This window comes from Variovorax sp. YR634, from assembly GCF_900106655.1.
Lineage (GTDB): Bacteria > Pseudomonadota > Gammaproteobacteria > Burkholderiales > Burkholderiaceae_C > Variovorax.
This window is the reverse complement of the sequence record NZ_FNOL01000033.1, coordinates 1-17,704: the sequence shown is the minus strand read 5'-3', so window position 1 is coordinate 17,704 and position 17,704 is coordinate 1. Positions and strand designations below refer to the sequence as shown.

At 67.0% G+C, this 17,704-nt stretch carries 16 protein-coding genes; 9 read left to right on the top strand and 7 right to left on the bottom strand.

Going from position 1 to position 17,704, the window contains the following annotated elements; all coding sequences use genetic code 11:
* Positions 1–73 precede the first annotated feature (73 nt).
* Genes BLV60_RS31850 through BLV60_RS31835 form a run of 4 tightly spaced genes read left to right on the top strand, consistent with a single transcriptional unit; the run spans position 74 to position 4,502 of the window.
* Positions 74–577, top strand: a complete 504-nt coding sequence (locus BLV60_RS31850) for a (2Fe-2S)-binding protein (protein WP_093059465.1) — start codon at positions 74–76, stop codon at positions 575–577.
* Positions 472–2,820, top strand: coding sequence for a xanthine dehydrogenase family protein molybdopterin-binding subunit (locus tag BLV60_RS31845; protein ID WP_371127423.1), 2,349 nt, complete (start codon positions 472–474; stop codon positions 2,818–2,820). The genes BLV60_RS31850 and BLV60_RS31845 overlap by 106 nt, the downstream gene beginning before the upstream one ends.
* Positions 2,817–4,124, top strand: a complete 1,308-nt coding sequence (locus tag BLV60_RS31840; RefSeq protein ID WP_093059462.1) for a c-type cytochrome — start codon at positions 2,817–2,819, stop codon at positions 4,122–4,124. The genes BLV60_RS31845 and BLV60_RS31840 overlap by 4 nt, the downstream gene beginning before the upstream one ends.
* Positions 4,125–4,160: 36 nt before the next feature.
* On the top strand, positions 4,161–4,502 hold the full coding sequence (locus BLV60_RS31835) for a hypothetical protein (protein ID WP_093059460.1): 342 nt from the start codon (positions 4,161–4,163) through the stop codon (positions 4,500–4,502).
* Here the strand turns inward: BLV60_RS31835 and BLV60_RS31830 are convergent.
* Positions 4,465–5,673: an MFS transporter gene (locus tag BLV60_RS31830; RefSeq protein ID WP_093059458.1), complete on the bottom strand. Its 1,209-nt coding sequence runs from the start codon at positions 5,671–5,673 to the stop codon at positions 4,465–4,467. The genes BLV60_RS31835 and BLV60_RS31830 overlap by 38 nt on opposite strands.
* A gap of 148 nt (positions 5,674–5,821) precedes the next feature.
* Positions 5,822–6,487, bottom strand: a complete 666-nt coding sequence (locus BLV60_RS31825; protein ID WP_093059456.1) for an O-methyltransferase — start codon at positions 6,485–6,487, stop codon at positions 5,822–5,824.
* Positions 6,488–6,569: 82 nt separating this feature from the next.
* Here BLV60_RS31825 and BLV60_RS31820 point away from each other — a divergent pair, with 82 nt between their 5' ends.
* Entirely contained in the window at positions 6,570–7,235 is a 666-nt protein-coding gene (locus tag BLV60_RS31820; protein WP_093059454.1) for a TetR/AcrR family transcriptional regulator, read from the top strand.
* Here BLV60_RS31820 and BLV60_RS31815 read toward each other — a convergent pair.
* A complete protein-coding gene (locus BLV60_RS31815; protein ID WP_093059538.1) occupies positions 7,221–8,660 on the bottom strand; it encodes an aminotransferase-like domain-containing protein in 1,440 nt (479 codons plus the stop codon). The genes BLV60_RS31820 and BLV60_RS31815 overlap by 15 nt on opposite strands.
* 152 nt (positions 8,661–8,812) lie before the next feature.
* Here BLV60_RS31815 and BLV60_RS31810 point away from each other — a divergent pair, with 152 nt between their 5' ends.
* The 3 genes from BLV60_RS31810 (at position 8,813) to BLV60_RS31800 (ending at position 13,109) form a co-directional block, all read left to right on the top strand.
* Positions 8,813–9,118, top strand: coding sequence for a DUF2917 domain-containing protein (locus tag BLV60_RS31810; RefSeq protein ID WP_176929026.1), 306 nt, complete (start codon positions 8,813–8,815; stop codon positions 9,116–9,118).
* Positions 9,106–9,744 (top strand): LysE family translocator, encoded by a 639-nt coding sequence (locus BLV60_RS31805; RefSeq protein WP_093059450.1) that lies wholly within the window; start codon positions 9,106–9,108, stop codon positions 9,742–9,744. Before BLV60_RS31810 ends, BLV60_RS31805 begins: the two co-directional genes overlap by 13 nt.
* Before the next feature lie 323 nt (positions 9,745–10,067).
* A complete protein-coding gene (locus tag BLV60_RS31800) occupies positions 10,068–13,109 on the top strand; it encodes an autotransporter outer membrane beta-barrel domain-containing protein (protein ID WP_093059448.1) in 3,042 nt (1,013 codons plus the stop codon).
* A 9-nt stretch (positions 13,110–13,118) separates the two neighbouring features.
* On the opposite strand, the gene BLV60_RS31795 is transcribed toward BLV60_RS31800, so the two are convergent.
* From BLV60_RS31795 to BLV60_RS31785, 3 genes are read right to left on the bottom strand one after another with little or no spacing between them, the layout of a single operon-like run.
* Entirely contained in the window at positions 13,119–14,120 is a 1,002-nt protein-coding gene (locus BLV60_RS31795; protein ID WP_093059536.1) for an alpha/beta hydrolase, read from the bottom strand.
* 23 nt (positions 14,121–14,143) lie between these two features.
* The gene (locus BLV60_RS31790) at positions 14,144–14,947 is read right to left on the bottom strand and encodes a DUF1295 domain-containing protein (protein ID WP_093059446.1); all 804 of its coding nucleotides are present in this window, start codon (positions 14,945–14,947) and stop codon (positions 14,144–14,146) included.
* Entirely contained in the window at positions 14,944–15,987 is a 1,044-nt protein-coding gene (locus BLV60_RS31785) for an SAM-dependent methyltransferase (protein WP_093059444.1), read from the bottom strand. The genes BLV60_RS31790 and BLV60_RS31785 overlap by 4 nt, the downstream gene beginning before the upstream one ends.
* Before the next feature lie 256 nt (positions 15,988–16,243).
* Between BLV60_RS31785 and BLV60_RS31780 the strand changes: the two genes are divergently transcribed.
* Positions 16,244–16,648, top strand: coding sequence for a YkvA family protein (locus BLV60_RS31780; RefSeq protein ID WP_093059534.1), 405 nt, complete (start codon positions 16,244–16,246; stop codon positions 16,646–16,648).
* Positions 16,649–16,767: 119 nt separating this feature from the next.
* On the opposite strand, the gene BLV60_RS34195 is transcribed toward BLV60_RS31780, so the two are convergent.
* Positions 16,768–17,704 (bottom strand): hypothetical protein (locus BLV60_RS34195; RefSeq protein WP_218132260.1); only part of this gene is annotated, 937 nt, incomplete at its 5' end.

The following is a 17,704-nucleotide window of genomic DNA, read 5'->3' as shown; positions in this document are numbered from 1 at the left end:
CCAAGCGCACTTTCCGAAGTCGCGCTATGGTTCGCGCTGCCACCCACGGCGAACCAGAAAAAAGGCGGGGCCCATGATCGATCTCAACATCAACGGCCAGTCCGTTGCCCTCAACGCGCCCGAGGACATGCCCCTGCTCTGGGCATTGCGCGACATCGTCGGCCTGACCGGCACCAAGTTCGGCTGCGGCATCGCGCAGTGCGGCGCCTGCACCGTGCACCTCGACGGCCAGCCCGTGCGCTCATGCGTGCTGCCGGTCGGCTCCATCGGCAAGAAAGCCGTCACCACCATCGAAGCCGTCTCGCAGACCCCTGCGGGCAAGAGCATCCAGAAGGCCTGGCTCGATGTCGACGTGGTGCAGTGCGGCTACTGCCAGTCCGGCCAGATCATGTCGGCAGCAGCGCTGATACAGCGCACGCCCAACCCGAGCGACGCCGACATCGACCTGGCCATGTCGGGCAACGTCTGTCGATGCTGTACCTACTCGCGCATTCGTGCGGCCATCAAGCAGGCCGCCACCGGCAAGGCCGAAGTGCTGCAGTCGGTGGTCGCGATGCCGGCAAGGAGCGCATCGTGAAGGCCGCCGGCATCGGTGGCATCAGCAGGCGCGCCGCCCTGCAGGCCGGCGGCCTTGCGCTGGCTTTCACCTGGGTCGGAGGCAGCAAGGCCTTCGCCGCGATCAGCCCCAGGCAGCAGCCGGCCGACGCGGCCGCCGCGCTCGCCGACGGCAACCCGGCATTCGCGCCGAATGCCTTCATCCGCATCGATGCCGACGGCGGCGTGCGCCTCGTGATGCCGATGGCCGAGATGGGCCAGGCGATCTACACCGGCTCGGCGATGCTGCTGGCCGAGGAACTGGGCGTCGAGCTCGACCAGGTGCGCGTGGAGCATTCGCCGCCGAACGAAGCGCTCTACGGCATGCCGCTGCTCGGCGGGCAGATCACCGGCGGCTCGACCAGCACGCGCGGCACCTATGGCGTGCTGCGCGAAGCTGGCGCCGTGGCGCGCACGCTGCTGGTGAGCGCCGCCGCCGCGCAGTGGAAGGTCGACGCTGCGAGCTGCACGGTCGCGCGCGGCGTGGTGAGCCATGCGGCATCCAGCCGGCAGCTCGGCTTCGGCGCGCTTGCCAGCGCCGCCGCCAAGCTGCCGATGCCGGAAAAGGTGACGCTGAAGGAGCCGAAGGATTTCAAGCTGATCGGCCAGCCGCTGCGGCGAGTCGACTCGGCCGGCAAGGTCAACGGCACCACCCAATTCGGCATCGACGTGCGCCTGCCGGGCATGAAGGTGGCGACGGTCAAGGCCTCTCCCACGCTCGGCGGCGTGCTGGCCTCTGTGGACGACAAGGCGGCACGGGCGATTCCCGGCGTGATCGACGTGCTGCGCATCAAGGACGCGGTCGCCGTGGTGGGCGAGCATTTCTGGGCCGCGAAGCGGGGCCTCGATGCATTGAAGATCCAGTGGACGCCGGGGCAGAACGCCACGCTCACCACGCAGCAGTTGCGTGCGGCGCTGGCCAACGCGCTGGCAAAAGACAAGGCCATCATCGGCAAGGAAGCCGGCAAGCGGCCCGAGGGCACGCTGGTGCAGGCCACCTACGACCTTCCGATGCTGGCCCACGCGACCATGGAGCCGCTCAACACCACGGTGCACGTGCGGCCCGACCAGTGCGAGATCTGGGTCGGCACGCAGGTGCCCACGCGCTGCGTGACCGCCGCGGCCAAGATCACCGGCCTGGCCGAAGACAAGGTCGTGGTGCACAACCAGTACCTGGGCGGCGGCTTCGGCCGACGGCTGGAGACCGATTCGGTCGAGCAGGCCGTGGCCTTCGCCAAGCAGGTGCCCTACCCGCTCAAGGTGGTGTGGACGCGCGAGGAAGACATCCGCCACGACATCGTGCGGCCGATGTACCACGACGACATCTCGGCCGTGGTCGATGGCGAGGGCCAGATCCTCTGGTTCGGCGACCGCATCTCGGGCGGCACGGTGCTGGGCCGCTGGGCTCCCGCCTTCATGGGCAAGGACGGCATGGACGGCGACCTGATCGAATGCGTGGCCGAGCCCTGCTACGACCTGCCGAACCTCAAGGTCGAATGGGTACGGCACGACATGCCGGCCGGCCTGAACGTCGGCTGGTGGCGCGGCGTGGGGCCGACGCACAACCTCTTCGTCATGGAAAGCTTCATCGACGAGCTGGCGCACCGCGCGAAGAAAGACCCGGTGGCCTACCGGCGCGCCATGCTGAAGAAGAACCCGCGCACGCTCGCGGTGCTCGACCTGGCGGCAAGCAAGATCGGCTGGGGCCAGGGCACGTTGCCGGCGCGCGTCGGGCGCGGCGTGGCCGTGGGCGATGCCTTCGGCAGCCGCGTGTGCGCCATCGTCGAGGCCGAGGTCACGCCGCAGGGCGAAGTGCGCATGCGGCGCGCGGTGGTCGGGCTCGACTGCGGCATTGCGGTGAACGCGAGCTCCATCGAGGCGCAGATCCAGGGCGGGCTGCTGTTCGGGCTGAGCTCGGCGCTGTTCAGCGAGATCACGGTGCGCGACGGCGCCATCGAGCAGAGCAACTTCCACGACTACCGGATGCTGCGCATCAACGAGGCACCGCCGATAGAGGTGCACACCGTCAAGAGCGGCGAGGCCCCCGGCGGGCTCGGCGAAGTCGGCACCGCCATTGCCGCACCGGCGCTGGCCAACGCGATCTTCGCGGCAACGGGCGTGCGCCTGCGCGAGCTGCCGGTGAACCGCGCGCTGCTGGCGCAGGACAAGGAGGCGCTGAAGAAAAAGATCGCCAGTGCAGGGCTTGGCGAAAGGAGCGCAGCATGAAGCGGCTTCTCAAACTTCTGGTGGCGGTGTTCGTCGTTGGGGCGGCGCTGTATTTCTTTTTGAACCGCACCGACAAGTCCGAGGGCGAGGCGCCGGTGCTGGCCGGCGCGCCCAGCGACGCGGCGCTGCTCGTGCGCGGCGAATACCTCACCAAGGCCGCCGACTGCATCGCTTGCCACACGGTGCCCGGCGGCAAGGGGCAGCCCTTTGCAGGCGGCCTGCCCTTCGTGCTGCCCTTCGGCACGATCTACTCGTCGAACATCACCGCCGACCCGGAGACGGGCATCGGCAAATGGAGCGACGATGACTTCGTGCGCGCGCTGCACGACGGTGTGCGCGCGGACGGAAAGCGCCTGTACCCGGCGTTCCCGTACACCTCGTACACCACGCTGAGCCGCAACGACGTGCTCGCGATCAAGGCCTACATCTTCAGCCTGCCCAAGGTGAACCAGCCGAACAAGGAGGCCGACCTGGGCTTCCCGTTCAACCAGCGCTGGGCCATGGGCTTCTGGAACGCGGCCTTCTTCAAGAGCAGCCGCTTCGAGGCCGACGCGTCGAAACCGCTTGCGTGGAACCAGGGCAAGTACCTCGCCACGGCGCTGGGCCACTGCGCTGAATGCCACACGCCACGCAACTTCGCCTTCGCGATGGATGCGGGTAATAACCTCGCGGGCGAATCGATCCAGGGCTGGCGCGCCTACAACATCACGTCGGATGCGAAGAACGGCATCGGCGCGTGGAGCGATGCAGAGATTGCCTCGTACCTGACGACCGGGCACGCCGATGGCCGCGGCTCGGCCTCTGGCCCCATGGGCGAGGCTGTGGAGCACAGCCTGCAGTACCTGAAGCCGGAGGACGCCTCGGCGCTGGTGAGCTATCTGCGCACGGTGCCCGCAAAGGCCGGCAAAGACCCGATCGAGGTCGATGCGAAGGCGCCATGGGCCGTGGCCGCGAGCGCGGCGGCGCCTGCCGCCAACACGGCCGAAGGCCACGAGCAAGGCCTGAGGCTCTTCGCGGCGGCATGCGCGAGCTGCCACCAGTGGAACGGACAAGGCCAGCAGACCGCCAACGCGTCGCTGCTCGGAACGCGCGGCGTGAACGACCCCGACGGCTCCAACGTCACGCAGATGATCCTGCAGGGCGTGCGGATGCACGTGCACGACAGGGAGGTCTACATGCCGGCGTTCGGCAAGGCCTACACCGATACCGAAGTTGCGGCGCTCGCCAACTACGTTATCGCGCAGTTCGGCAACAAGCAGGGCACGGTGACGCCGGAATTCGTTGCAAAGCAGCGCACGCGCTAGCTGGATGGGGCGCAGCGCCGCATCTAAACTGAGTTCATGAAAAAGACCGGGGAAGTTCAACGCTGCCTGCAGCCCGTGGTGGAGCTCCGGAAGGAAGCGGCGGCGTACGCGTATTCCGTTCGCGCGCCGCGGTCCAAGGGCGTGATACCGCCCAGTTCGTACCGCGACGGCGGCTTCGCCACGCTTGCCGACTGCCTGAGCGACGTGGCGCGGGCGCTCGGTGGAGACTTCTCACGCATCTACGTGCGGCTCGACGGCCTTTGCGTCGGGGAGCGCGACATCGCGGAATTGCGCCTGGAGCCGGAGAAGGTCGCGGCCGCTTTGAAGGCGGCCTGCGAAATCAACCTGGAGCAGTTGTCTGCACCCGGCGGAGACTGATCGCAATCACAAGACCCGCCGCCGCAGCACCTGCGCCGATGAGGAAGACGCCGCTGTAACCCGCCCGGTCGGCCAGAAGCCCGGCCACGGGACCCGTCAGGCCGTAGGCGATGTCCTGGAATGCCGAGAACCCGCCCAGCGCTGTGCCGCGCAGATGCGGCTCCACAAGGCGCACGACTTCGCGCCCCATGGCCGGAAAGATCATCGAGCAGCCGAGCCCTGTGAGAAACGCGCCGACAAGGGCAAGCACCGGATCGGTCGCACTCCAGATCAGGACCTGACCGAGCGTCTCGACGGCGAGCGATCCGATCGCCACGGGCAGGCCGCCCACGCGGTCCGGCAGATGGCCGAAGAGCACGCGGACCAGAACGAATCCGCTGCCGAAGGCTGTCAGGCCCAGCCCAGCATAGCGCCAGTGCTGATCCAGAAAATGGAGCGTGAAGAACGCCCCGATCGCGGCGAAGCCGATGCCCTGGAGGCAGACGATGGAACCATGCGGCCAGATCCTGCCGATCACGCGCCAGAACGGCGGGCGCTCTGTGCCAGGGTGCGCGGCAACGCCTGCGATGCGCCAGACGGTCAGCAGCCCGAGGCAGGGCAGGATCGCACTGACGCCCATCGCGCCGGCAAATCCGAACCGGTCGAGCAATGCCAGGCCGATGGGCCCGCCAACTGCCAGAGCGCCGTAGATGGCGGCGCCAACCAATGCCAGCACCTGCCCCGAACGGGCGGGGCCGACGAGGCCGATGCCCCAGCCGATCACGCCGACCGCAACAAGGCTCTCGCCAAGCCCGATGAGCAGCCGGCCGGCGATGAGGACAAGAAAGGCCGTCCACGGCGCCAGGAACGACAGCCCCGCAATCAGCGAGACCACCGCCCCGCCCACATAGAAAGCCAGCCCGCGCGCCACCGCGACCTTGGCCCCGCGACGGTCCGAAAGGCTGCCGGCATGCGCCCGGCTGACGACGGTGGCAAGAAAGGCGATGCCGACGCCGAGCCCGGCCCACACATTGCCGAGCCCCAGCCGCCCGGTCACGAAGATCGGCACGATGGGCAGGGACATGCCGACGCAAAGATAGGAAATGAAGAGGATGGCCGTCAGCAGCAGCAGGCGGCCCTGCGCCGGGTGACGTGTCGAAGATGTTGTCGACTGTGTCGATTGAGAAGTCATGGTGTTGTCCAGGCTGCTCCCTATCGATCGGAGCGCGCAAACGAACGCACTCCGACCGACGAGGATCGTTGAGTGCGTTGCTTGACGTCAGACGCTTACGGCCAGTGCGACTGGCACCGCGGACGCTGTGTCCGCGCTGGTGTTGTTGTCAGCCGAGCCGCATCGACAGCTCGACATCTCCGCCGAACGGCGTGGACATGTAGCCCGCTTCAGGCGAACGCACGTGCGCCAGGTACTCGGGGCTGTAGTCGGCGTTGTCGGCGACGATGAAAGCGCCCGGCCTGAGGCGGCTTTCGACCAGCTCCAGGATCTCGGGATAGAGGGCCTTGGCACCGTCGAGCAGCAGCAGGTCGATCGAATCCGGGAGGTTGGCGGCAAGCGTCTGCAGCGCGTCTCCCTCACGGATTTCGACCAGGTCGTCGAGGCCGCCGGCCGCCAGGTTCTGGCGAGCCCTCGCCACCTTGGACGGCTCGAACTCGGTGGTGATGAGGCGGCCGCCGCCGTTGTCCCGAAGGGCCGCGGCGAGGTGCAGGGTCGAGATGCCGAACGAGGTTCCGAACTCGACGACAGTTCGCGCGCCACTGTTGCGCGCCAGCATGTAGAGCAGCGCGCCCGTCTCGCGCGAGACGGGGAGCGGAACGTCCTTCAGCTTTGCGTAGAAGTCGAGGTAGTCGGTCTTGCTGCGCATCAGGCGCGTGCGCTCTTCGCTGGAGAGATCGGCAACTGCGGAGCTCATTGCAGGCGACGCGGCGGCGGCCTCTTCGAACAGGCGCTCCAGCAAGGGCTCGAGCGGTGTGGTGGTCAGGGTTGTCACAGGGGTCTTCGTGTTGGAGTGAACGAGCACTCATAATATGAAGGAACATTCACATTTCCTATTCGCGTTGCGAGCCCCACCGATGACCGAACGCCGAAACGCACCGATCTCCTCTAGAAGACAGCCCAAGCAGGCCCGCTCGACCGGGCTCGTCGCCACGATCCTCGAAGCCGCCCTTCAGGTTTTGGCGAAGGAAGGCGCAAACCGCTTCACCACTACGCGAGTGGCCGAGAGGGCCGGCGTCAGTGTCGGGTCGGTGTATCAGTACTTTCCGAACAAGGCGTCGATCCTCTTTCGCCTCCAGAGCGACGAATGGCGGCAGACGACGGAGATGCTGTGCGGCATCCTCGAAGACGCACAAAGGCCGCCGCTGGAGCGGCTGCGCATGCTGGTGCACGCCTTCATCCGCTCGGAGTGCGAAGAAGCCGGAATGCGCGTGGCGCTGAGCGACGCCGCCCCGCTCTACCGGGACGCACCCGAGGCGCATGAGGCCAGGGCCGCCGGAGACCGCACCGTGCAGGCCTTCATGCAAGAGGCCCTGCCCGATGCCTCCGAAGCCACGCGCGCGTTGGCCGGCGACCTGATCACGACGACGTTCAGCGCGGTGGGAAAGCAGTTCTCGGAAAGCCCGCGAACCGACGCGGAGATCGAAGCCTACGCAGACGCCATGGCCGACATGTTCTGCGCGTACCTCCAAAGCCTCGGGCACGGCCAGAAGAAACGCACCAGCCGTTCAGCGCGGCGTTGACATGACCTCCGCCAACGCGCCCACACGCCGCAGTGCATGGCGATGGGCGTCGTCCCAGCGGCCGGCGAGCCCCAGCCGGATGCAGTGGCGAAAGTGGTTCGTGGCGCTGAACATCGTGCCTGGAGCAATGACGATGCCCTCGGCAAGACAGGCCTGGAACAGCGCGAGCGAATCGGTGCCATGCGGCAGTTCGACCCACAGGATGAACCCGCCCGGAGGATCGGTGACGCGCGTGCCCTTCGGAAAGTGCTGTGCGATGAGCCCGCGCACTTCATCGACGCGCGCCGCGATGGTCGAGCGCATCTGGCGATAGTTGGCCTCGATGCCCGGCTGCATCAGCAGGTCGGCCATTGCGCGCTGCAGCATCGCTGACTGGCTGCCGCTGGTCACCTGCTTCATGCGCGCGACCTTCGTACCCCAGCGCCCGGCATCGACCCAGCCTAATCGCAGCCCGGGTGCGACCGTCTTGGAGAACGAGGAGCACAGCATCACGTGCCCCGTGGTGTCGAAGGAGCGCACGGCACGGCGCTGCTCGTCCTGCTCGGCAAGGTCGTTGTAGGTGACGTCCTCGATCAGCGGGATGCCACGCTCGGCAACCATCTGCGCGAGGCGGCGCCGGTCGGCCGGCGGCATGCTCGCGCCCATCGGATTGGAGAGCGTGGGTACGGCGAGCACGGCTTTCACCGGCTGCGTTTCGAAGGCCAGCTGCAGCGCGTCGAGCGAGAGCCCGGTGCGCGGATGCGTCGGAATTTCCAGCGCACGCAGGTGCAGGTCTTCGAGGATCTCCAGAAAGCTGAAGAGCGTTGGCGATTCGAGCGCGACCACGTCGCCGGGCTGCGTTACCGCGCGCAGGCAGAGCGTGATCGATTCGAGGCAGCTGTTCGTCACGACGATGTCGCGCGCGTCGAGCTGGCAGCCCATGCGCAGCGCATGGCGCGCAATCGCGCGGCGCAGGCTCTCATCGCCGGAGCCGACGATGTATTGGGTGAGCGTTGCGCGATGGCGCTGCATGGCGCGGCTGGTTGCGCGGCGCACGCGCTCTTCGGCAAACAGGTCGGCGCTCGGGCATGCGGCGCCGAAAGAGACGTAGCCCGGGTCGTGCGCGAGCTGCATCACGCGCGCTGCGAGCGAACTGACGTCCACTGCCATCGAGTCCGCAGGCGGGTTCGAGGTTTCTGGCTCGGGTGGCCTCGGCGGGCGGGCCGCGACGAAGTAGCCCGAGCGCGGCCGCGCCACGATCAGGCGCGAATCCTCCAGCATGCGGTAGGCCTGCACCACCGTGCCCAGCGACACGCTGTGATGCCGCGCCAGTTCGCGCACCGACGGAATGCGCTCGCCCCGCGCGAGCGTGCCGGCGCGGATCGGCATGGCGATCGATTCGGCGATCTGCAGGTACAGCACCTCGGCTTGGTCGTGCTCGGGCATGGCCGCATTCTGTACCGCGCCGAAGTGGCCCGACAGGTACAGATGACGGCCGCCGCGACTGGCACAGATGCGGCTGCGCCCGGTCTGTACCACTCCAGATGGCGAATGCCTGTGGCTGTGCGGCTCGACGCCCGATCTCTACTGTCGAGTCCATGAACACACTCACTCACACCCCATCGCCCGGAACACGCCACGGCGCATCCGCCCCGTCTCTCATGACGCTACCCATCGGCGAGGCACGCACGCTGCGCCACCGCGCCGGCGCACGCCTCGAAGTGACGAGCGGCCGCGTGTGGCTCACCGAACCCGGCGATCTCGACGACCACTTCGTCGCCAGCGGCGAATCGCTGCTGCTGCAGCACAACGGACCGGTCGTGGTGCAGAGCGATGGAGCAAGCGCCGCGGTGCTGCGCATCGTCACGTCGTCTTCCGCACGGAGGCTGCCATGGTCCCCCTGACCGATCTGGCGATCTTTGCCGGTGCGGTGGTTCTGCTGGCCATCACGCCGGGGCCCAACATGGTGTATCTGATCTCGCGGTCGATCTGCCAGGGCCGACAGGCCGGTTTTGTTTCGCTGCTCGGCGTGCTCGCCGGGTTCATCGCGCACATGATGGCGGCCGCGCTGGGCCTCTCGGCGTTGTTCGTGACCGTGCCGCTGGCGTATGAGCTGCTGAAGTGGGCGGGCGCTGTGTACCTGGCGTATTTGGCCTGGCAGGCTGTTCGGCCCGGCGCGCGCTCGCCGTTCCAGGGGCGGCAGCTGCCGCATGACTCGCCCCGCAAGCTCTTCGTCATGGGGTTGCTGACGAACCTGCTGAATCCGAAGGTCGCGTTCTTCTATCTCTCGCTGTTCCCGCAGTTCATTTCGCCGGAGCACGGCTCCTTGTTCGCGCAGAGCCTGATCCTCGGCGCCACGCAGATCGCGATCAGCTTTGTCGTGCTGCTGACCATGGCGATGTCTGCCTCCCGCATTGCCGGATGGTTCGAGCACAACCCGCATTGGCTGGCCGTGCAGCGCTATGCGATGGGCTCGGTGCTGGCCGGCCTGGCCGCACGTCTGGCGATCTCCCAAAGGCCGGGCACGTAGCTCGCCTCGCGAGCCGGACCTTTGTATCCGCCGCGAATCATTGGTTACTTTCAGACGCAGTTCAGGGTAGACCTGCGTCAGCCGGCGCTGCGCCTGTAGTGCCGTAGGCCTCAGTACGCAGCCTCGGGACGGGCCTGGTGCTCCCGTTCCTCGCCAATCACTCCCTCAGGGGGTACCCGCTTTCAGGCATATCGCCAGCGTGTACGCGTACTTACATTTTTGACTTGTAAATGGAAAACGACGGAACGCGCAGACGCAAGAGAGAGCGCACCTGCGCACGGGAGCCTGCCTGTCAGGTAACAACAAACGAACAAATTGAAGCCATGAACAAGATTTTTCGCACCCTCTGGAATCCAACGCTCGGCACTTGGGTAGCCGCTCCTGAAACATCTCGCGGCCACGCACGGTCAGCCAGACTGGGCGAACTGGGAGCCGTCGCCGTCGCGGTGCTGCTCCTGGGCGCCGGGCCGGCGATGGCGGCCGGCGGCGCTGGCGGCCAGCCCGTCGGCGACCCTTCGCTGCACGCCGGCGCGGGCGGCAGCAACGGCAGCGGTGGCAGCGGCGGGCTCAACGACACCACGGTGGGCGCGAACGGCGGAGCCGGCGGATCGTCGACCGATGCCGGCGTTACGGCGGGCTCCACGGCCAACATCGGCTCCTTTGCCGGCGCTACCGCAGGCACGGGCGGCGCGGCGGGCACGACCAGCAACGTCGTCAGCCCCGGCGTGCTGCAGGGCGACAACGGCGGCGCGGGCCAATCGCAGACCGGCGACGCCGCCAACGGCAACGGATACGGTGGCGGCGGTGGCGGCGGATTCCAGGGCTCGTCGATCGGCAGCGCCGTTACCTCCTCTTCCAACAGCTACACCGGCGGCACCGGGGGCGTGGGCGGCAACGGTTATTGGGCCGCCGGCGGCGGCGGCGCAGGCGGCTTCGGCTCCATCCTCATCGGGCCGACCGGCAACTACACGGCTTCCGGCAGTTCCACGGGCGGCGCGGGCGGCAATGGCGGCAATGCCTTCTCGCAAGCCGGCGGCGGCGGCAGTGGCGGCGGCGGGTTCTTCCTGAATGCCACGACGGCGGGGCTCACCTTCACCAACAGCGGCACGATCGCTGGCGGTGCGGGCGGCACCGGCGGGGCAGAACTGCTGCCGGCGCGCAGCAACGCATCGGGCGGCGGCGGCGGGGCCGGCGGCAACGGCATCACGCTCGCAGGCAGCGCGGTGTCGGTGACCAACACCGGCACGGTCACTGGTGGCGCAGGGGGTGCAGGCGGAGCCGGTGGCGGCGGCGCGGGCGGCACCGGTGCGCCGGGGGCCGGCGGCGACGGCGGCATCGGCCTGTGGGCCACGGGCGCCAGCGCAACGATCACCAACAGCGGCTCCATCACCGGCGGGGCCGGCAGCACCGGTGGCGCCAACAGCAACGGGGGCGCGAGCGGCGCCAACGGTGTGGGCGGCGTCGGCGTGATGGGCGCCAACCTCACCATTGCCAACAGCGGCAGCATCTCGGGCGGGCTGGCCGGCGACGGCCTCACCCGTGCGTCGGCCGTGGAATTCACCGGCGGCAGCAACAGCCTGACCCTGAACGCCGGCGCGGCGCTGACGGGCGCCGTTGCCATCGACAGTGGCGCCACCGCCAGCGTGATTGCCGGCGCCGACGGCCTGAGCATGAGCAATGCCCTGCTGCTGGGCGGCACGGGCACAATCAACACCAACGGCCACGACATGGGCTGGTCGGGCCCGATCTCGGGCGCCGGCGACCTGGTGAAGAGCGGCGCGGGCACCCTGACCCTGGCCGGCGCCAACATCTACACCGGCGCCACCAACGTCGCCGCCGGCACCTTGCGCGCCGGTGCGGCGAACGCACTCAGCAGCGCCAGCGCCTTCACGGTCGCATCGGGCGCCACGCTCGACCTGGCCGGCCGAAGCCAGACCATCGCGTCGATGGCCAACGGCGGCACCGTCTCGCTGGTGGGCACCGTGCCCGGAACCACCCTCACGGTGACCGGCCCGTGGGTGGGCAGCGGCGGCACGCTGCGCCTTGGCACGGCGCTGGGCGACAGCAGCAGCGCAAGCGACCGGCTGATCCTCAGCGGCAGCACCGCCATTGCCAGCGGCACGACCAACGTGCAGATCACCAACCTCGGAGGCCTGGGCGCGCTGACCAGCGGCAGCGGCATTGAAGTCGTCAGCGCGCTGAACGGGGCGACGACCACCGCACAGACCACGAAGAGCGCCTTCGCCCTGGCAGGCGGCCACGTCGATGCCGGCGCCTACGAGTACCGGCTGTACGCCGCCGACGCAAGTGGCGCGGGCGAGAACTGGTACTTGCGCTCCACTGCCACCGTCGTTCCACCGGCCAGCGGTGGCGGAAGCGGCGGCGTGACCGTGCCCACCTACCGCACCGAGGTGCCGCTCTACGCCGCGCTGCCCGAGCAGTTCCGCCAGTCCAACCTGGCGATGCTCGGCAACATGCACCAACGCGTTGGCGACGACGGCCCGACCGGCGCCAACACCGCCACGCCAGACCAGGGCTACCGCCAGGCCTGGGCCCGCATCATCAGCACCGACCGCACCATCAGCCAGAGCGGCACCGTCAGCCCCACCAGCAAGGGGCGCCTCACGGGCTTCCAGGCCGGCACCGACCTGTGGGCCGACGCCAACTGGCGCGCCGGCGTCTACGTCGGCCAGCTCGACGGCGACATGAGCGTGACCGGCTTCGCGCGCGGCATCGTGAACTACGCAGCCGGCTCCAACGACCTGCGCAGCCAGTACCTGGGCGCCTACGCCACCTGGAAGAACGACAGCGGCCTGTACGTCGACGGCGTGCTGCAGGCCGGGCGCCACCGCTACACCGTGTCGCCCACGCTGGGCTTCGGCAGCTCCGGCAAGGGCAGCAGCCTGCTGGCCTCCATCGAGGTGGGCCAGGCCTTTAACATCGCCCCGGGCTGGACCATCGAGCCCCAGTTGCAGTTGGTGCATCAGCGCGTGAACTTCGACGACGGCAGCATCACGGGCGCCCTGGTGCAACAAGACAGCCACAACGGCTGGCTGGCGCGCGCGGGCGTGCGGGTCAAGGGCGAGATCGCCACTTCCGCCGGCCTGCTGCAGCCCTATGTGCGGGCCAATGTCTACCGCAGCAGCAGCGGCACCGACGTCAGCCGCTTCATCGGCCCGGCCGCGTACACCGACATTGCCACACGCACAGGCGGCACGAGCACCGAGCTCGCGGTAGGCGCCACGCTGCAGCTGACGCAAAGCACGAGCGTGTATGCGGAACTGGGCAAGCTGTGGGACTCGGGCGGCGCGACGCGCACGAAGAGCGGAGTCAACGGCAGCGTGGGCGTGAAGATCCGCTGGTGAGGCGCGGCGTCAGTGCGATCCGTTGTCGCGGTCCGCACGGACCGTTTCGACGACTGACATCACCGCGTCGATCACCGCAGCCGGGTCGTCGAACTGGATGTCGTGCCCGGCGTTCGGCAACAGCCGGTGCGTGCTTCGCGAGGACCATGTCGCCATGTCCTCGTGCAGCTTCTCCCAGATGGCCTGCACCTGCTTGCCCTGCTCGGGCGTGATCTTCATTCCCCGGAGTTCCGCTTCGGTGTACGGTGCCATGGCGGTGAGCACCACCAGCGGCCGGTTGCCCAGATCGCGAAAGGCACCGGCCTCGGCGAGCGACGCATCGGTCGCATCGCTCTCCACCAGTTGCGTGACCATCGACTTCGGCGCAAAGGCGTGAACCGCCTGTGAATCGCGCGCCGTCTGGTTCGGTGCCTGCGGCAGCAGCGAGGGGGCCGCCGCGCGCAACAGGCCGGACCACGCAAGCCACACGGCGATGCGAGACCGCAACGACCGCGTCTCCGTCATGAAAGCCGCGACACGCGCGACCTGGCCCGGATGCGATGGGTCGACAAGAACCAGCCCCGCCACCTCGGCGCCGAAGTACTTCGTGAAGCTCGTCGCATAAAGACCGCCCAGCGACTGGCCGACCAGCAGGAAGGGGCCGTGCTCGCCCGCACGGGTCAGGGCCTCGTGAAGGTCTTGCGCCACCTGCCTGGCGCTATAGGGCGCATCCGAAGCGTCACTCCACATCAAGCCCGCGCGGCTGTACGAGCAAGCACGCGTGTGTGCCGCGATCTTCGACTGCACGGCCGACCAGCTCAACGAGCCGTCGACGCTCAGCCCCGCCTCGAACACGACAGTGGGCGAGCCGGAGCCCCGGCAATCCAGCTGGATTTTTCGCCCGCCGATGTCGACCATCTTCCCCGGTGCGGGAAAGTCGCGCGCCGCGCGGTAGCGGCCGACCTGCTCGTACACCACGCCCACGAGGACGACCAGCACGACGATTGCCGTGCTCCAGAGGACGATGCGCATCAGCAGACTTTTGAACGAGGGCTTCACTGATCCGGATAGTGCCACCGCCGCACCGGCCCCGGAACAAAGGCATTGGTGCGCGCGATGTACTCGCGGTATGCGGGGCGACGCTCGCCGATGTCGGCCTCGAGCATGCGCACGCCCGAGACCTTGAGCAGCAACCACGTCATGAGCAGCGGCGACACCACGCTCCACGCGCCGCTCCACCCTGCCCCGCCCATGGCCATCAGCCAGATGCCCCACCAGACGCAGGCCTCACCGAAGTAGTTAGGGTGCCGTGTGTAGCGCCACAGGCCGCGGTCCATTACCTGGCCCGCATTCTTCGGGTCGGCCCTGAAACGCGCCATCTGCGCATCGCCGATGGCCTCGAAGAAGATGCCGAACAGCGCCAGCGCCACGCCCGACACATCGAGCACGCCCAGCGGTCGTGCCGCCAACATGCCCGGCAGAAACGGCGCGGAGACGATCCACGCCAGCACCGCCTGCAGGGCGAACACGAGATACAGGCTCCTGAAGCCGAAGTTCGGCTGGTTGCGTGCGCGAATCGCCTGATAGCGCCGGTCCTCGCCATGGCCCCAGTTGCGCCAGGTGATGTACAGGCACAGCCGCACTGCCCACGCCGCGCCGAGCACGGCCATCCACAACCCGCGCACCGTCTGCACCGGCAGCAGCGCGAAATACACGAGGCCCGCGCCAACGATGAAGACCGGCCACATGCGATCGACAAGGCTCGCGTCGTGCCGCACGAGGCTCGCCACCCACGTCAGCAGCGCCAGCGATGCGGTCCATGCCAGGCCCGCCAGCGCTACCTCTGCCACGCCGCTCATGCCCTGCGCTCGAAAAGATAGTGGCTCACCCACCAGCGCTGCCCATGGTCGAAGCCGAACAGCTCCGCCACCGACATGAAGAACAGCCGCCAGCGCGTCCACCACACATTGGCCTCGGCGCCGTACGTGGCCTGGAACAACGGACGCAGCGCGTCACGACGCTCGTCCATGTTGCGCAGCCAGGCCTCGGCCGTGCGCTGGTAGTGGCTGCCTTCCCAACGCCAGCGGCGCAGCAGCCGCAAGTCGTCCTGGCAGTGCAGCGCCAGATCGTCGCTGGGCATCATGCCGCCGGAGAAAAAGTACTTGCTCATCCAGTCGCTCGGGTCGCGCACCTCGAAAGGGTACGGCGCCTCGCGATGGGCAAACACGTGCATGAAGAAGCGCCCTCCGGGCTTGAGCCAGCGCGCCACGTTGGCAAACGCCTGCGGCCAGTTGCGCAGGTGCTCGAACATTTCGACGGACACCACGCGGTCGAAGCGCTCGTCCGTGTCGAAGACGTTGATGTCGCGCGTCAGCACGCGCACATTGCCCAGCCCCCGCTGCGCCGCCTGCGTCTCGATGTACTCGCGCTGCGAATTCGAGTTAGACAGCGCCGTGATCCGGCTGCCCGGATAGCGCTCGGCCATCCACAGCGTGAGCGAACCCCAGCCACAGCCCAGCTCCAGCACGTCTTGCCCGTTACCCAGGCCGGCGCGCTCGCAGGTGGCGGCCAGCGCGGCGGACTCGGCATCTTCCAGCGTGCGGGTGCCCTCGGGCCAGTAGCAGCTGCTGTACTTGCGGTGATTGCCCAGCACCTCGGCGAAGAAGGCGGCGGGCACTTCGTAGTGCTGTTCGTTGGCCTTTTCGGGCAGCGGCGCCAGGTTTTCAGCGGCCATGCGGGCGACGAAGTCTTGCGTCAGATCGGCCACGGCCAGGGCGTTGCCGGCGTGCAGTTCGGCGAGCCGGTCTTTCAGCAGGCGGCGGATGCCCTGGCGGACGACGGTGTCAGGCACCAGGCCCTTTTCGACCCAGCGGATGGCGAATGCGATGTCCTGCGGCATGTGCGGTTTCCTCGTTTGGGGGCACTTCGGAGTGTGTGCCGTGGGTGCGTGTACGCGGCTGGACGGGTTTTGGATGAGGCTTTGCCAATTGTGGACGCCAGTACCAAGAACGGTCGTTTGAGATCAGGCTCCGCCCCCGCTTCAGGCTCGTCGCTGTTGTTCGATAGGGTGTGTGCGGACGGGTACTATCGGCGATCAGCAGTCCTTCGAAGCCGCGGGCAGAGTTCGGCCACGTGACCCTGGCATGCTTGCGCCCATGCGAATCAGCGACAACTTGAAGACTTGGGCCAAGCGAATCAAACGCGACGGCGTGACGCTTTGGTTTGCAGGCAAAAATCCTCGAACGCCTTGGTACGCGAAGGCGTTGGGTGTTTTTGTGGTTGCCTATGCGCTGAGTCCCATTGACCTGATTCCAGACTTTATCCCCGTGCTGGGCTACGTCGATGACGTTCTGCTACTTCCCGTCTTAATCTGGCTGACCATCAGGCTGCTGCCGCCTGAAGTCCTCGCGGAATGTCGCAGCCAAGCAGACGAGTGGATGCAGACGAAGGGCTCGAAGCCAAGCAGCAGGGCCGGCGCACTCCTCGTCGCGGTCCTGTGGCTGGCCGTGGGCGCAGCAGTATGGTTTTGGCTTAAACCGCATCTATACGTTCTTGAATGACGGCTTCGGAGAAAAACGTACGGCCGTGTTGGGCCCGTTGCAGTCACCGCGCCTCCCCGATGGCGGCCTCTCAAGATATCTTCCGTTGAGCTAATTCAGACAGATCAGGGCAGCAGTGACTAGCCCTTGAGGCTCTTGTTCGAATCTTCCAGATCGTAGGGGACGGCACACTCCGTCTTGACCATAGAGACACGCGCCGTATCCATTTGATGGAACACGTTGGAAGAAATTTTGGTTGGGTCAGGCCACTGCACAGTCATCGTTACCCGCCCCTCCCAACATCCAGTGATCCTTGACGGCGTTCTGGCGCATACCAGTTGTGGCGATTGGCCGGCCGTTGCCGCTCCTTCCTCCACTTGTAAACCACAGTTGAAGCGGTCTTTCATGAAATGGCCGTAGGCCTCGCGTGCAGATCCTCCTGCAAGCATCAATCGCTCTATTGACGCTGCGAACTTCACCTCGGCCTTAGGTCGCTCGATCATCAAAGATTGCAGCGAGACCCTTTGAGGCCACGGGCATATCACGTTGTAACCTTTGACTATCGATGTCTCCAATTGGTCGTAGATCTGCTCTGGGGACAGAGTAGACGTGGGCCAGCTTCCTATTAAAGATAGTTTTTGCTCTCTGCAATTCGCTTCATCAAATGACGGGCGTTGCACACAGACCATCTTTCTGGGCGAACCCCATCGCTCAGGTTCAAACCCCGGAACCTCGTCGCTGCCGATACCGCAAAGAAAATGCTGTTGCATCAACAAGGCGAGTGCCTCCGGCAAAGGTTTGCCTCGCAACTCCAAATCCCCGGAGAAGCGCTGCTTCATGATGCTTCGTTCAGCATCGAATTTTTCGTAGCCCGGTTGGCTCATTTGATCTTGAGCAATAGCCACTACAGGAAGGCTAAGGCCGGCAGCAAGACACCAAGAGAGTGGTACTGGTGCAAGTAAGCTCATGATCAAGTTTGAATGTCCGTACATGGACGCCCCCCAATATGCCAGGCAGTCAGTTGATGATGACTTGAAGGTTCGATTGCACCCGTACATTCGGACTTTCGCTGCGGCT